Raw genomic sequence first — 14705 nt, forward strand, 5'->3', positions numbered from 1 at the left:
AAGATCGTTTAAACAACAACGATAAATGTAAATTAATTACAGAATTCCGTAAGCAGGACGGTGAGTAGGTCTATCTCTTCCTGAGGCGGTATCCTGCCGCGTCGTAAACATTCGAGGGTGCTTTCCAAAACGTGGACAATCTGATGATCTGCAGGAAGTGGTAGAGATTGTTGTAGTGATTCGGTGATTTCCAACGCATCCGCAACCGCTTTGTTGTCCAGGGCAATGTAAAGCCTCACCAGAATCTCTTCAATCGTTCCCGAGAATACGGGCTTGCGATAATGAGTTTGATACTGATAAAGCGCCGTTGAATGGCGGTAGAGTGCGTCATCCAACTCATTTTCGTCGATCGGTTTTGCAATGATGAAATCGGCTCCTGCGTTGAGCATCTGCTCACGAGTCTCTTTGAAAACATCTGCGGTGCAGCCAAAAATCAGTACTTTGGATTTGGTTTCTGGCAATTGACGAATGCCACGGATTGCCTCCACACCATCTTTGACGGGCATATGGTTGTCCATCAAAACTAAATCATAGCTGCCCTCTTTCACCGCTTTAATCGCCAACGCGCCGTTTTCTACACAAGTACATTCAAACCCTTTGTTTTTCATGAAGGTTTCAAGAATGATGGTGTTAGTTCTGTTGTCTTCAACAATCAGAACCCGCAGCCCGGTATAACTGACATGGCGCAGCGGTTTTGCTGTCGTTGTTTGCGCATCCGTCGCATCGATCGCGACACTGACACGAAAACTGGTTCCGATTCCAACCTCACTCACGACGCTGACGGTACCGCGCATCAGCTCGGTAATTTGCTTAACAATCGCCAATCCCAACCCAGTGCCCCCAAAACGGCGCGTAGTTGACGATTCTGCTTGCTCAAACGGCTTGAAAATCTTGCTTTGCGCGTCTTTGGGAATGCCTATCCCGGTATCGCGTACCTGAATGATCAGATAGAGCTGCTCTCCAATCGTCTCTTCTTCGAGGATCACCTCAACCAAGCCACGATAAGTGAACTTGACTGCGTTGTTGAGCAAGTTGAACAGTATCTGGCGCAGGCGCGCTTTATCGGAGTAATACCAACGGTTTTCTTCAACCTGAGAATACACTTTGAACTGCAACCCTTTTTCATTGCACAAGGTTGAATAGACGCTGGTGACGCTGCCAATGATGGATTCAAGCGGGAAGCTACTGCGATCAAGTTCTAGGTGACCCTGCTCTATTTTGGAGAAATCGAGAATTTCATTCAGCAGCGTCATCATGTGCTCGCCCGATTCATAAAGGCTCTTCATCTGCTGACGCTGACGTGGTTTGAGATCGCTTTTAAGCAGGATTTGAGCGGTGCCCAAAACTCCATTCATCGGTGTACGAATTTCATGGGACAGCGTCGCCAGAAATGCACTTTTTGCTTTAGTTGATGCCTGAGCTTTGACCTTTTCTGCTTCGAGATAAATCGTTTTTTGATTAAACGTATCAATCAGATAACGGATTTCATCCTGGCTGTGATATGGCACATCAATGATGCCGCCTTCCATCGACTCATCCACTTTTTGCGCGATAACGACAATGGGCTTGATGAGGTAGCGGTTCAGCAAGTAATAACCAAGCATTACACACAGTAGCAAAAGTGGAATCAATCCGCGTTCCACGCCAGTGATCAGCTCATATACTTGATCGTTGACTAAGCGTCGCGCATTCACCACCTCGAGCTGCCAGTGGAAATCACCAAACGGATAACGGCTGACATACGCACCACGTCTTAAGTGGAAGTTATGTTCACTGATGATCGAGCCATAGGCGTCGTGGAGTTTAACACCTAGACCATATTGCTCGGCGTGATTGGCAATGAAATCGACGAAACCCTGCAATGATAAATCGACTGTCGCGACTCCCGCGAACTGACCATTAACATAATATGGTGCGGACGCAGTCACCATCTGAACCTGAGTGTAGGAGTCCACATACACTGGCGACCAAGTGACACTGCCTTTGGCTTCATCGACGGCAGACAGATACCAACTCTCGCTGTCATACCCACCAGCGGCAGGGTTATTCCAGGAGATCAATTGGTCAACTTTGCCATCCGTTGCCCGGTTAAAAAACAGACTCGAGTACTTCACACCGGGAACAATACTGTTGGGTTTCGGCCAAAGACCGCCGCTGATCACGACACCATCCAGAATGGAGAACAGGGAACGCAGCATGCGGCCTTGTTCTTCCTGTCCTTGGCCAGTCTGGCCGATGCTGACAATACTCTGCAAGACGCCAATTGAGCTGTTCAAAGGTTCGCGCACTTGCGTTGCCATGAGCGTGGCACGTAAATCGAGGTTTTGTTGCACCTCTTGTCTGAAAGGCGCTTCTACCACCCAATAGGTTACCGTTCCTATCGTCGCGAGGAAGAAGAATAAGTAGACGCCCAGAGCAAGCATACTTTTGCGCTTTAACGAGGAACGTATTTCCATAAGCCTTTGAAATTTTTCCGTTTGTACAAGTATAGTGAATAAGTTATTGAGGAAAATGTTTTATTCACGGGTTTCGTGACCCATACAGCGTTCTGCTCTCCTGTAAAAGTCGAAGAAATAACGTAACAAATTCGCCTTTAGACACCGTTTGAGGGTAAGATGGGCGCCTATTTTTCCAGATAAGTATGGAACTCTATTTTGACGTTACACGACATTCTAATCTTACCTGAACTAGAAGATCGTCTGCTGAACGAAGCAAAAACCCGTGGTTTTGTGACAGCGATGGCTTCGGCACCTAACATTCTTCCGCCTGAAGAGTGGCTACCCTTTTTGTGGGGCGGTGATGAAGTTGCACCGTTTACTGACGCTGAGGTGATGGAAAGCTACTTTCAACACATCATCGATATGTGGAACGTTTATCGTCCTGCGTTATTAAACGGCAGTTGGGCATGGCCGGAAGGTTGTGAGCTGGACGAAGAAGAGATCATCAACCAGAACGCACGTGATTTCTGTGAAGGAACTCTACAAGGCTGGCAATTGGCCCGGGACGATTGGGAGGTCTTAATGCCCGAAGAGAGCCAGGATAATGCTCTGCTTGGCGGCGTGTTACTGTCGCTGGCTATGCTGTACGATCCTGAAACTTCTCTGGCGACACTGTCTGAGCAAGGAATGGAAGGTTTAGATCAATTTGAAGAGATCTATAACGCGGTTCCGGTCATGTTGTGTGGACTGACTCAGCGCGGTGTAACGCTGGCCGAACAGCAATAATCCGTCGAATAGAAAAAGCCCGCCAATCGGCGGGCTTTTTAATGTATATCAGCAAGTTAAGCGTTGCCTTTAACCTGCATATTCAATTGTTCTGCAAAATCCAGCATACGGTTCAACGGAATCAGGGATTTGACACGCAGTGCTTCATCCACAAAGATTTCGTGCTCTTCACCGCCATCACACAATGCTTTTTCAATCGCTTTGAGTCCGTTCATTGCCATCCACGGACAGTGGGCACAGCTACGACACGTTGCACCGGCACCTGCCGTTGGCGCTTCAATGAGTTCTTTCTCTGGTACCATTTGCTGCATCTTAAAGAAGATGCCTTTGTCAGTCGCCACAATCATTTTCTTATGTGGTAAAGACTTCGCGGCCTTGATCAATTGACTGGTCGAGCCGACGGCATCTGCCAGTTCCACCACGCTTGACGGTGACTCCGGGTGCACCAGAATTGCTGCATCTGGATACAGAGATTTCATTTTCTTCAGTGCATCAGCTGAGAACTCATCGTGTACAACACATTCGCCCTGCCAAAGTAGCATGTCTGCACCAGTTTTATTGGCAATGTATGAACCTAGATGGCGATCTGGACCCCAGATAATTTTCTTATCTTCTGCATCCAGATGTTCAACGATTTCAAGCGCAATACTGGACGTTACAACCCAGTCTGCTCGTGCTTTTACCGCTGCGGACGTATTCGCGTAGACCACCACCGTATGATCCGGATGGGCATCGCAGAACTCAGTAAATTTGTCTGCCGGGCAGCCCAAATCCAGAGAACACTCTGCATCGAGCGTTGGCATTAAAATGCGCTTCTCTGGGGTCAGGATTTTCGCTGACTCCCCCATAAAACGTACACCGGCAATAATCAATGTACTGGCTGGATGGCGATTACCAAATTTGGCCATTTCCAGCGAGTCGCCGACAAAGCCGCCAGTCTCTTCTGCCAATGCCTGAATTTCAGGATCGGTGTAGTAGTGAGCGATCAGCACTGCGTCTTTGTCTTTAAGCAGTTGTTTGATGCTCGCGATGTAGGTTTGTTTTTCTTGTTCTGTTAACGGAATAGGTTTTGGAGGGAACGGGTAAACCGTCTCGATCTTATCCAGTATATGACTCATTGCTCTTGCTCTACGCAACTTCCTTTAATCCGGGCATTGTACACCGTAAATTGTTCGATAGGCAAAAGTGATTGGGCGAGAAAAACAGCGCGCAGCAATGCTTAAACCATGAGACGTTATAAGCAAAAAGGCCGCTAACGCGACCTTTTGATTATTTGAGATTTTCTCTTGCCACTTTGGCAGAAGCACTGTCCGGATACTCATCCACAACTTGCTGATAATATTTTTTGGCTTGCGCAGCATTGTTGTTGCGCTTAGCGATATCACCCAATTTGACCATGGCATCAGCGCGTTTATTGGAGTCTTTATACGTCAGCACCGCAGCAAAACTTTTCACGGCGTCTTGATCTTGCTTCTTCGCAAAATAGAGCTGACCTAACCAATAGTGCGAGTTTGGCGCAAAGTTGGAATTTGGGTAATCTTTCTGAAATTGTTGAAACGCAGCGATCGCTCCGGCGTAATCTCGCTTTTTAAGGATCAGATCGACAGCATTTTCATAGGCGGCTTGCTCGTCGGCATCACTGCTGAACGTGCCAGCCGGAATATCTTCACTCTGAGCAGCATTGCTCGCCACAGCGGCGGCTGGGCGTGATTTCATTTCACTACGAACATTATCCAGCTCCACAAACAGTTCGCGCTGGCGTTGCAGCATTTGCTGCATGTCGTAGTTATTTTTTTCTATTTGCCCACGTAAATCATTAATTTCCAGGGACATATCATCCAGCTGCTTCTGCATTTGCAACTGCATGCGATTACGGTTTTCCAACAATCGTTCCAAACGAGCGACTTCACTTTCTGAAGATCCCGAACGTGTAGCGGAAGTTTGATTGCTGCTGTTGCTGAGGTCAGATACTGGAGCTGGTGCAGCGAACGAAGCGCTCGCTGCACTTGCCAGTAACGTAAGCGTGACAACGCGCTTTAGGTTACTGAACATGAGGTTCATCCTCGATTAGTACACTAGAACTGCACGGCGGTTCTTAGCGTATACTTCTTCAGTTTGACCAAGAAGTAGAGGCTTCTCTTCACCGTAGCTTACGATAGAGATTTGGTCAGCTTGAACACCCAGAGCTTCCAGGTATTTAGCAACAGCTTGTGCACGACGCTCGCCCAGAGCGATGTTGTACTCTGGAGTACCACGCTCGTCTGCGTGACCTTCGATAGTCACTTTCAGGCTTGGGTTCTTAGTCAGGTAAGCTGCGTGAGCTGCCAGCATTTCTTCGTAGTCGCTTGCGATCGTTGCGTTATCGAATGCGAAGTAAATGGTTTGAGTTTCACGAAGCGCTTGCTCTTTCAACTCTTGCTCAGAAAGTTGTGCATTCTCGTCCATTGGCGAAACAACTGTTGTGTCAACGTTGCCTGCTGTACCTGACGTAGTTTGGTTAGTTTCAGAACCAGAAGCGTTTGCTGCTTCATCGCTTGAACTACATGCAGTCACTGCTAGTACTGGTAGCGCAATCAGTAGCCCTTTAAGAACTTTGTTAAGTTGCATCTTATTTTCCTTACTATGTAATAGTTAGTTGCTATAAAAACGGAGACCAAGCAGGTGCTCTAACGCGCCCATTAGTTGCCGGTAATCTAGCTTTAAATCGTCCATCTATCGACACCATCGACAACACGTTTGTCTTGTTATAGATGGAACTGTAAATGACCATACCACCATTAGGTGCAATGCTTGGAGACTCGTCGAGCAAAGTCTTCGTCAGAATTTGCACAGAACCTGTTTCCAAATCTTGTTTTGCCAAGTTAAAGCCAGAGTTGCTGCGATTCACCATAACCAGGAATCGTCCGTCCGGTGTAATTTGACCACCTAAGTTTTGGCTACCTTGCCAGGTCAGACGTTTGGTCGCACCGTCTGTCAAATTTACTTGATATATCTGTGGTTTACCACCCCGATCCGATGTAAATATCAGGGATTTACCATCAGGATTCCAGAAAGGTTCTGTGTTATTTGATCGACCACTCGTAATTTGCGTCAGCTTCCGACTGGTCAGATCCAGCGTATACACCTGCAGACTACCCGTTTTTGAGAGTACCAGCGCTAGTGTTTTGCCATCCGGTGAGAATCTTGGTGCGCCATTATGACGTGGGTATGACGTCACCTTTTCACGCTCACCGGTATAAATGTTCATGATGTAGATTTCAGCCTGACCGTTCTGGAAGCTCACGTAGGCCAGCTTCTTGCCATCTGGCGACCAGGCAGGAGACATCAAAGGCTGTTTAGAGCGCAATACCAAACGTTCGTTGTAGCCGTCGTAATCAGCCACTCGCAGCTGATATGGATAAGCATCTTTGTCGTTGACCACCACGTAAGCGATACGGGTCAGGAAAGCACCGCGCTCTCCCGTCAGTTCTTCATAAACCAAATCCGCAATGCGGTGCGCATACTCACGCATGCGCTTAGCTGGCACAGTCGCAACTTTGTTAAACAGAACATGATCTTTTGACATCACGAGCTGGCCATCCGAGCTCAGTGCACGGCTCTGGCCTTGTGTCAGTTGCCCACGTACGACATCCACTAACTGGTAGTTGATCACGTAGTTGCCTTCTGCATTCTGTGTGATGCTGCCTGTCAGCAGTGCATCGACACCAATACCAGTCCACGCGTCGAATTTTACATCCGCTTCGCTGTAGGGTGTCTGAGGCATTTTGCTGGTTGGAATTGGGCTGAATTTACCACTGCGCTGCAAGTCTGATGCAATGACGCCAGAAACGTCTTGCGGCAGCTTGGTCTTTCCTTCCCATTTGAAAGGAACAATCGCAATCGGGCGTGCAGAGTTGATACCATCGGTAATCACCAGTTCCAGCGCCGCGTTGGCAAATTGCATGCTACTTGTAACTACAAGCAGGCATCCTAACATTAATCGCTTTAACACAAGCTTTTCCTTTTTACTCTGGTACTACGGTTAAATTGATGTTCTTAAGCTTTTCAATCACGTCGGATTCGTCTTTTTTCGGCAGTGGAAAAGTCCCCACCTGAGCGACCGCACGTTTCGTTGCTGCGCACAATCTGCTGTCACCATCGAGAATTCGGAGATCGCCCACAATCGCGCCTGTTCCGGTAGGGATAAGGCGCAGATTCACCCTACACTGCTTTCCCTTAAAGCTATCTTCCAACAATAAGTTTTGCTGAATCAACTGAGTGTAGATGGCACCCCAGCGTTGTGCTTCGCTGGTAACGTGCTGTGAACGAGCCACTGAGTTGTTTTGTGACTCAGTCTCAAGGCCAGCAAAGATATTGTTCAGTGCGGCTTCCTGCTCTTTACGTTCACGCTCAGCACGTTCTGCTCGTTCTTTTTCCAGTCGAGCCTTCTCTGCTGCCGCTTTGGCGGCCTTCTCTTTCGCGATGCGTTCCTGTTCCGCTTTGGCGGCCGCTTCACGCTCTTTACGCGCTTTCTCTTGCGCTTCCTGAGCGGCTTTCTCACGTGCTACTCGCTCTTGTTCAGCTTTCGCAGCAGCGGCCTCTTTGGCGACACGTTCGGCTTCCGCCTTTTTCGCCGCCTCTTCTTTCAGTTTGCGCTCCGCCTCAGCTTTAGCCGCACGTTCCTGTTCCTGACGCGCTTTTTCTGCAGCAACTTTCTGTTCCTGCTCTTTCTGCTGACGAACCTTCTCAGCTTCCCGAGCGGCTTTTGCTTCTTTAGCCTGCTGCTCTTTCAACTGACGAATGCGCTCTTCTTCTGCTTTACGGTTCTTTTCAAGCTGCTCACTTTCGCGGCGCAGTTTGTCTAACCTTTCTTGCTCTTGCTTGGCAGCAGCTTCACGCTGACTACGGATCTGCTGAGCCTGTTGTTTGACCAAATTCGGGTCAATGACTACGGCTTCAACCATGTGTCCGCTCGTTTCCGGCTTAGACATCGTGAAATCAGTGCCCCACAACAGAGCAGCGACCAATGCCACGTGTAACCCAACCGAGATGGCAAGAGGCTTTTTAAAATCGTTTTTCTTCGACTTCTGATCTTTCATGAACAGTATTAAGCCTATTCCTTGATATCCGTTAACAAGCCAACTTTAGGAATACCTGCTCGGCTCAGTTCATCCAACACCAGCACCACATCCGCGTACGGCGTGGCGCGGTCACCGCCTACTGCAACTGGGGAATTCGGCTTCAGAGACAGTTCGGCTTTGATACGTACGATGACATCCTGCAACGACAGGCCGCGCTGTACCTCTTCATCGTTCACACTCAAACCGAGGTTACCCTCTTTGTCAATTTCTACGATGATGAAACTGGAATCGCTGTCACCCGCCAGTTCAGATGCGGGTTTCGCCGTCGTCGTTTGAGGCAGCTCAACATCCACACCCTGAGTTACAAAAGGCGACGTCACCATAAAGATGATTAACAGTACCAACATGACATCGATGTAAGGTACCACGTTAATCTCGGCCGTCATCTTCCGCTTTTTCGGTTGATAACCCGCCATATCTTATTCCCTACCCGCCATCGCCTGACGATGCAGAATGCTATGGAACTCTTCTGAGAACGTGGCGTAACCATGTTCTAGTTTGCCTACCTTGTTGCTCAGACGGTTGTATGCCATTACCGCTGGAATTGCTGCAAACAGACCCATCGCCGTTGCCACGAGTGCTTCAGCAATACCCGGAGCCACCATGGCCAGTGTGGCTTGCTTTACCTGACCTAGCGCGATAAAGGCGTGCATGATCCCCCAAACGGTACCAAACAGACCGATGTAAGGGCTGATAGAACCTACGGTTGCCAAGAACGGCAGGTTAGTTTCCAGCTCATCAACTTCACGGGCCACAGCAACACGCATGGCGCGCCCCGTTCCTTCCATGACGAAGTCAGGAGAAGCTGCGTTGGTTTTGCGCAGACGCGCAAACTCGGTAAAGCCTGAATAGAAGATTTCTTCGGTGCCGGAAATCTCGTCTTTGCGTTTCTTCACATCCTGATAAAGCACAGACAGGTCGGCACCAGACCAGAATTTGTCTTCAAATGCTTCTGCGCTGCGTGAAGCCTGAGACAACACTTTACTGCGCTTGATGATCATCGCCCATGAGACAATCGACATCCCTAAAAGGATCAGCATCACCACCTTAACGAGGAAGCTGGCTTGCAAAAATAAGTCGAGAATTGAAATATCAGCTGTCACTGTGGGTTAACTCCAAAATTATTGATTGAGGCATCGCCTTGGGTTTCATTTTCTCATTGTCGATACATGCTACCTTAACTATTGCTTTACACAATAGTTGCCCTTCAGGATTGACGAGCTCTTGACAGAAGGTTAGCGACGCCTTTTTAAGCTCTGCGATTGAGGTCACGACTGTCAATTGATCGTCAAGACGCGCCCCTTGCTTAAAGTCGATCTCAGCATGTCGGACAACGAAGCCGATTCTTTGTTCCAGCAGAACCTGCTGTGACACTCCGATAGCACGCAACATTTCTGTACGCGCACGTTCGAAAAATTTGAGGTAATTGGAATGGTAAACTACGCCACCGGCGTCGGTATCTTCGTAGTAAATGGTAATTGGCCAGTTAAAAACTCGCATAATAGGGGCGTAACCGTCTCAATAAGTGTCTGAATGAGTGGGTTACTATAACGCATCTCGTTGTTGTTAGTACAAGGTAGAGGAAAGAATTCGCAGGCTACTGACAAAAAATTAGCGCTGACTCAAAGAGACAGCGCTAATTCGCATAAATCATCATCAATGATGCTGCTTTGTTATCCGATAAGGCGAACCACCAGCAGATAACACAGAATAGGCAGCGAGATGTAAGGGCTGAATACCAGTTGCCAAATCCACTTACGCGGTCTGAAGCCAACACCGAATACCATACTTGAGCAAATGGCCCAAATCAGCAGCGGCGCAATTAAGGCGTTAAAACCGCCAATGCTTGCACTGTAAGCCTCAGGATCCCACATCACCATCGCAACGTGGTAGAAACCGAGTATCAGGGATAAAACCTTCAATACGGTTTTGTCCACTGGAGCGTGTAAATTGGCAATCTGAACAGACCAATTACTCACTATCTTTATCCATCATTTCTGAGTGCTCTAACCAAAGAGCGTTGATGATGCCGAATGCACAGGCGAGCAATACGCCAAGAATCCATGCAAAATACCACATAGTCTGAGCTCCTTAGTACAGTGAGTTTTTGTTGTCTTCGATGAACTTGTCGTCCAGACGACCAAACATTTTGTAGTAACACCAAGTGGTATAACCCAGAATGATTGGAACCATCACAAACGCCACACCTGTCATCAGATTCAGAGTCAATTCACTTGAGGTTGCATCCCACATGGTCAAGCTGTGATCAGGCATCAGGCTCGATGGCATCACGAATGGGAACATGGCAAAGCCAGCAGTGAAGATCACACCTGCGTTACCTAGGCTTGAAGCCAGGAATGCAATGCCGCCTTTCTCGATACGAGAAGCCAGAACCGCCAGCAAAGGCATCACCACACCAAGTGCAGGAGCGGCCCACAACAGTGGGTACTGCTCGAAGTTATGCATCCAAGCGCCCGCTTCACGCGCCACTTCTTTATTCAGTGGGTTGGATGGACCCATCGTATCGATTGCACTGGTAATCACGTAGCCATCAATGTTCTGAACCCAGAAACCTGCCACCACGAATAGAATTACCGTCAGTAACCCTGTCAATTGTGCAATGTTGCGAGCACGTACATGGACAGGACCTGTCGTCTTCATTTGTAGCCATGTTGCACCTTGCATCAGGATCATGAACAGGCTAACCAGACCACACAGCAGACCGAACGGATTAAGCAGACCAAAGAATGAACCATGGTAAGTAGGCATTGCGAACTCGTTCAACTGGAATGGTACACCTTGCAGCAGGTTACCAAACGCCACACCGAAGATGATCGGCGGAACAAAGCCGCTGATGGAGATACAGATATCCCAAGTATTACGCCATTTCGGATCTTCGATCTTTGAACGGTAATCCAGACCAATCGGGCGCAGCCATAGAGCAGCCAACGTCACGATCATCGCCAGATAGAAACCCGAGAACGATGTTGCGTACACCATAGGCCACGCAGCAAACAGTGCGCCGCCTGCAGTAATCAGCCAAACCTGGTTACCGTCCCAGTGTGGAGCAATAGAGTTAATCATTACACGGCGTTCTGTGTCGTTTTTACCGATCACAGGTACCAGCGCACCAACACCCATATCGAAACCGTCAGTAATGGCGAAGCCTACCAGCAGTACGCCGATCAGTACCCACCAAATGAGTCGTAGGATTTCGTAATCAAACATAATCTTCTCTCCCTGCCTTATGCTTCGACCTGACGACTAACTCTGTCTTCAACAGTGTTGCCGTTCTGCTCGAAGTGATAGCGGCCAGTTTTCAGGCTACTTGGACCTTTGCGAGCGAATTTAACCATCAGATACACTTCGGCAATCAGGAATGCTGTGTACAGTGCAAGAATGGCGAACAGTGATGTCCAGATTTCAGCTGCGCTTAGCGCGGATGCCGCAGTATGGACTGGCAGGATTTCACCTACCGCCCATGGTTGGCGACCAAACTCAGCAACAAACCAACCGGTTTCAACCGCAATCCATGGAAGTGGAATGCTGAACAACGCCGCTTTCAGAATCCAGCGTTTCTGTTCGATCTTCTGACGACAAGTCTGAACGAATGCCGCGCCAAATACGAATAGCATCACAAAGCCACACGCCACCATGATACGGAACGACCAGAACAGTGGCCATACAGTCGGAATTGAATCGTCCGCTGCTGCCTGAATTTGCTCTTCAGTCGCATCCGTCACTTTATCGGTGTAGCGCTTCAGCAACAGGCCGTAACCCAGATCGCTTTTCACTTCATCAAACGCTGCAACGTTCTCAGCAGATTTGTCACCCGAACGCAGTTTTTCCAGCAGCTCATAGGCGTACATACCGTTACGGATACGTTCAACGTGCTCTTCACGCAGGTCGCGCAAACCAGTGACGGGTGTGTCGATAGAACGCGTTGCAATGATACCCATTAGGTAAGGGATCTTGATCGCGTAATCGGTGTGCATGGTTTCCTGGTTAGGTAAACCAAACAAAGTAAAGGCTGCTGGTGCTGGCTCAGTGTGCCACTCAGCTTCGATAGCGGCCAGTTTCACTTTCTGAACTTCACCGACTTCGTAACCTGATTCATCACCCAGCACGATGACAGACAGTACTGCTGCCATACCGAAAGAGGCGGCAATAGCAAAAGAACGACGTGCAAACGCAATGTCGCGGCCTTTCAACAGGTAGTATGCGCTGATGCCTAGGATGAACATAGCACCTGTTGTGTAGCCTGCTGCCACAGTGTGTACGAATTTAACCTGAGCAACCGGGTTGAAGACGACTTCTGCAAAGCTCACCATTTCCATACGCATGGTTTCGAAGTTGAAGTCAGCACCAACCGGGTTCTGCATCCAGCCGTTCGCGATTAGGATCCACAAAGCAGAGAAGTTAGAACCCAGAGCCACCAGCCAGGTAACGGCTAAGTGTTGACGTTTTGACAGTCGGTCCCAACCAAAGAAGAACAAACCGACAAAGGTGGATTCCAAAAAGAAGGCCACAAGTGCTTCGATGGCAAGAGGGGCGCCAAAAATGTCGCCTACGTAATGTGAATAATATGACCAGTTGGTACCGAACTGGAACTCCATGGTCAGGCCGGTTGCCACACCAAGAGCAAAGTTAATACCGAAAAGCTTACCCCAGAACTTAGTCATGTCCTTGTAGATTTGCTTATCAGTCATTACATACAGAGACTCCATGATGGCAAGCAAGAACGCCATGCCCAGAGTCAATGGAACGAACAAGAAGTGATACATCGCTGTCATTGCGAACTGCAATCGCGACAGATCAACTACGTCAATCATGGTAACTCCTTTGTGTCGGCTGAATGACACTTTCGACATAAAGCAACAGAAAAAAGACAGGTTAATAACAACGAGAAGTTGTTAGTTTACCGCAGTAACTTGTTGCAATTATGTACCATTGTGGTTAGTTAATTGTTAAGCATCAGCTAATATAGCTGGGACTAATACTACTGCCAAAAACCAGTTGTTTCAAAAGGTTTATGGGAGAAAACCGCCTTGATTTACATCAAATTTTGCTTCCCAAAACTGTATAAAAAAACTACAAAATGATACAGATCAAGGAAAGATAAATTTTCTTGTTAGCATTAAGTAAAAAACACAATTAGATACGGAAAAACGAGAACAAAGGGTTAACAATTCATCGAAATTAGCTAACCCTTAAGCAGTAAGGGAATTTCAAAAAGTGTGATATCGATCCACAAATCAACTTTTTTACTTGAGGGGAAAATTAATTGTAACGTTATTTTTCTAAACCGAAGTGCAGATACGCTCGATCAGTGGCAATTCGCCCACGAGGGGTACGTTGCAGATAACCTTGTTGAATAAGGAATGGTTCTAATACATCTTCAATCGTATCTTTTTCTTCACCAATCGCGGCCGCCAGGTTATCCAGCCCTACCGGGCCACCACTAAATTTCTCCATAATCGCCAGCAGCAGCTTACGGTCCATGTAGTCAAATCCCTGATGGTCCACATCGAGCATGTTGAGCGCTTTATCCGCGATGTCAGCACAGATGTGTCCATTGCCTTTGACTTCCGCATAATCGCGGACACGGCGCAGCAGACGGTTGGCAATACGTGGCGTACCTCGGGCTCGGCGCGCCACTTCCAGCGCACCTTCAGCATCCATAGAGAGACCAAGACAGTCAGCACTGCGCTGCACGATATGTTGAAGATCGGCCACTTTATAGTATTCAAGACGCTGAACGATACCGAAACGATCACGCAGTGGCGAGGTTAGCGAACCTGCACGGGTTGTCGCACCAATCAACGTAAACGGAGGTAAGTCTATTTTAATGGAACGCGCTGCTGGCCCCTCTCCAATCATGATGTCTAACTGATAGTCTTCCATCGCTGGATAGAGCACTTCCTCAACCATCGGACTGAGGCGGTGAATTTCGTCGATGAACAGGACATCGTTCTCTTCCAGGTTGGTCAGCAGCGCAGCCAGATCACCCGCTTTTTCTAACACGGGACCAGAAGTGGTACGAATATTCACTTCCATCTCGTTGGCTACAATATTAGCCAACGTTGTTTTCCCCAAACCCGGTGGACCGAAAATCAATAAATGGTCGAGCGCTTCGCTGCGCTTTTGTGCGGCCTGAATAAAGATTTCCATTTGATCACGTACGTGATCCTGACCTCGGTAATCGGCCAGCTTTTTAGGGCGAATCGCACGATCGATCACCTCTTCATCTTTAAATGAAGGGTTGGTCGGAGCAATAAGGCGATCAGCTTCAATCATTCAACAATTCCTGTTCGTTTGCAGAGGTCTTCAACGTCGTTGCCCCGGGTATTCACACCAAAAG

The 14705-nt window shown here is 48.2% G+C and carries 15 protein-coding genes; 1 reads left to right on the top strand and 14 read right to left on the bottom strand.

Features of this window, described 5'->3' with window-relative positions:
• Positions 1 to 32 precede the first annotated feature (32 nt).
• The gene (locus tag JIG40_RS14625; protein WP_206769395.1) at positions 33 to 2456 is read right to left on the bottom strand and encodes a hybrid sensor histidine kinase/response regulator; all 2424 of its coding nucleotides are present in this window, start codon (positions 2454 to 2456) and stop codon (positions 33 to 35) included.
• 198 nt (positions 2457 to 2654) lie between these two features.
• Between JIG40_RS14625 and JIG40_RS14630 the strand changes: the two genes are divergently transcribed.
• Positions 2655 to 3224 carry a YecA family protein gene (locus JIG40_RS14630; RefSeq protein ID WP_199465576.1) on the top strand — a complete coding sequence of 190 codons (570 nt, stop codon included), beginning with the start codon at positions 2655 to 2657 and terminating at the stop codon, positions 3222 to 3224.
• Positions 3225 to 3280: 56 nt separating this feature from the next.
• On the opposite strand, the gene nadA is transcribed toward JIG40_RS14630, so the two are convergent.
• The 13 genes from nadA to ruvB all read right to left on the bottom strand — a co-directional run bounded on the left by nadA (position 3281) and on the right by ruvB (position 14641).
• Entirely contained in the window at positions 3281 to 4342 is a 1062-nt protein-coding gene (nadA, locus tag JIG40_RS14635; protein WP_032079980.1) for a quinolinate synthase NadA, read from the bottom strand.
• Between the two features lie 151 nt (positions 4343 to 4493).
• Positions 4494 to 5276 (bottom strand): tol-pal system protein YbgF, encoded by a 783-nt coding sequence (gene ybgF, locus JIG40_RS14640; protein WP_020327742.1) that lies wholly within the window; start codon positions 5274 to 5276, stop codon positions 4494 to 4496.
• Positions 5277 to 5291: 15 nt separating this feature from the next.
• Positions 5292 to 5831 carry a peptidoglycan-associated lipoprotein Pal gene (pal, locus tag JIG40_RS14645; RefSeq protein WP_020327743.1) on the bottom strand — a complete coding sequence of 180 codons (540 nt, stop codon included), beginning with the start codon at positions 5829 to 5831 and terminating at the stop codon, positions 5292 to 5294.
• Positions 5832 to 5862: 31 nt separating this feature from the next.
• Positions 5863 to 7215, bottom strand: a complete 1353-nt coding sequence (gene tolB, locus JIG40_RS14650) for a Tol-Pal system beta propeller repeat protein TolB (RefSeq protein ID WP_024374572.1) — start codon at positions 7213 to 7215, stop codon at positions 5863 to 5865.
• Between the two features lie 13 nt (positions 7216 to 7228).
• Positions 7229 to 8302 carry a cell envelope integrity protein TolA gene (tolA, locus tag JIG40_RS14655; RefSeq protein ID WP_020327745.1) on the bottom strand — a complete coding sequence of 358 codons (1074 nt, stop codon included), beginning with the start codon at positions 8300 to 8302 and terminating at the stop codon, positions 7229 to 7231.
• Positions 8303 to 8316: 14 nt separating this feature from the next.
• The gene (gene tolR, locus JIG40_RS14660) at positions 8317 to 8760 is read right to left on the bottom strand and encodes a protein TolR (protein WP_020430087.1); all 444 of its coding nucleotides are present in this window, start codon (positions 8758 to 8760) and stop codon (positions 8317 to 8319) included.
• 3 nt (positions 8761 to 8763) lie between these two features.
• The gene (gene tolQ / locus JIG40_RS14665; protein ID WP_020327747.1) at positions 8764 to 9447 is read right to left on the bottom strand and encodes a protein TolQ; all 684 of its coding nucleotides are present in this window, start codon (positions 9445 to 9447) and stop codon (positions 8764 to 8766) included.
• The gene (gene ybgC / locus JIG40_RS14670) at positions 9437 to 9844 is read right to left on the bottom strand and encodes a tol-pal system-associated acyl-CoA thioesterase (protein ID WP_020327748.1); all 408 of its coding nucleotides are present in this window, start codon (positions 9842 to 9844) and stop codon (positions 9437 to 9439) included. The genes tolQ and ybgC overlap by 11 nt, the downstream gene beginning before the upstream one ends.
• Positions 9845 to 10017: 173 nt before the next feature.
• On the bottom strand, positions 10018 to 10323 hold the full coding sequence (ybgE, locus tag JIG40_RS14675) for a cyd operon protein YbgE (RefSeq protein WP_038127007.1): 306 nt from the start codon (positions 10321 to 10323) through the stop codon (positions 10018 to 10020).
• On the bottom strand, positions 10316 to 10423 hold the full coding sequence (cydX, locus tag JIG40_RS14680; RefSeq protein ID WP_000270284.1) for a cytochrome bd-I oxidase subunit CydX: 108 nt from the start codon (positions 10421 to 10423) through the stop codon (positions 10316 to 10318). Before cydX ends, ybgE begins: the two co-directional genes overlap by 8 nt.
• A gap of 12 nt (positions 10424 to 10435) precedes the next feature.
• Entirely contained in the window at positions 10436 to 11572 is a 1137-nt protein-coding gene (gene cydB, locus JIG40_RS14685) for a cytochrome d ubiquinol oxidase subunit II (RefSeq protein WP_020327750.1), read from the bottom strand.
• A gap of 17 nt (positions 11573 to 11589) precedes the next feature.
• A complete protein-coding gene (gene cydA, locus JIG40_RS14690) occupies positions 11590 to 13176 on the bottom strand; it encodes a cytochrome ubiquinol oxidase subunit I (RefSeq protein WP_020327751.1) in 1587 nt (528 codons plus the stop codon).
• A 460-nt stretch (positions 13177 to 13636) separates the two neighbouring features.
• The gene (ruvB, locus tag JIG40_RS14695) at positions 13637 to 14641 is read right to left on the bottom strand and encodes a Holliday junction branch migration DNA helicase RuvB (protein WP_020327752.1); all 1005 of its coding nucleotides are present in this window, start codon (positions 14639 to 14641) and stop codon (positions 13637 to 13639) included.
• Positions 14642 to 14705 lie beyond the last annotated feature (64 nt).

The organism is Vibrio sp. bablab_jr001 (genome assembly GCF_016464285.1).
Classification (GTDB): Bacteria; Pseudomonadota; Gammaproteobacteria; order Enterobacterales; family Vibrionaceae; genus Vibrio; species Vibrio fluvialis.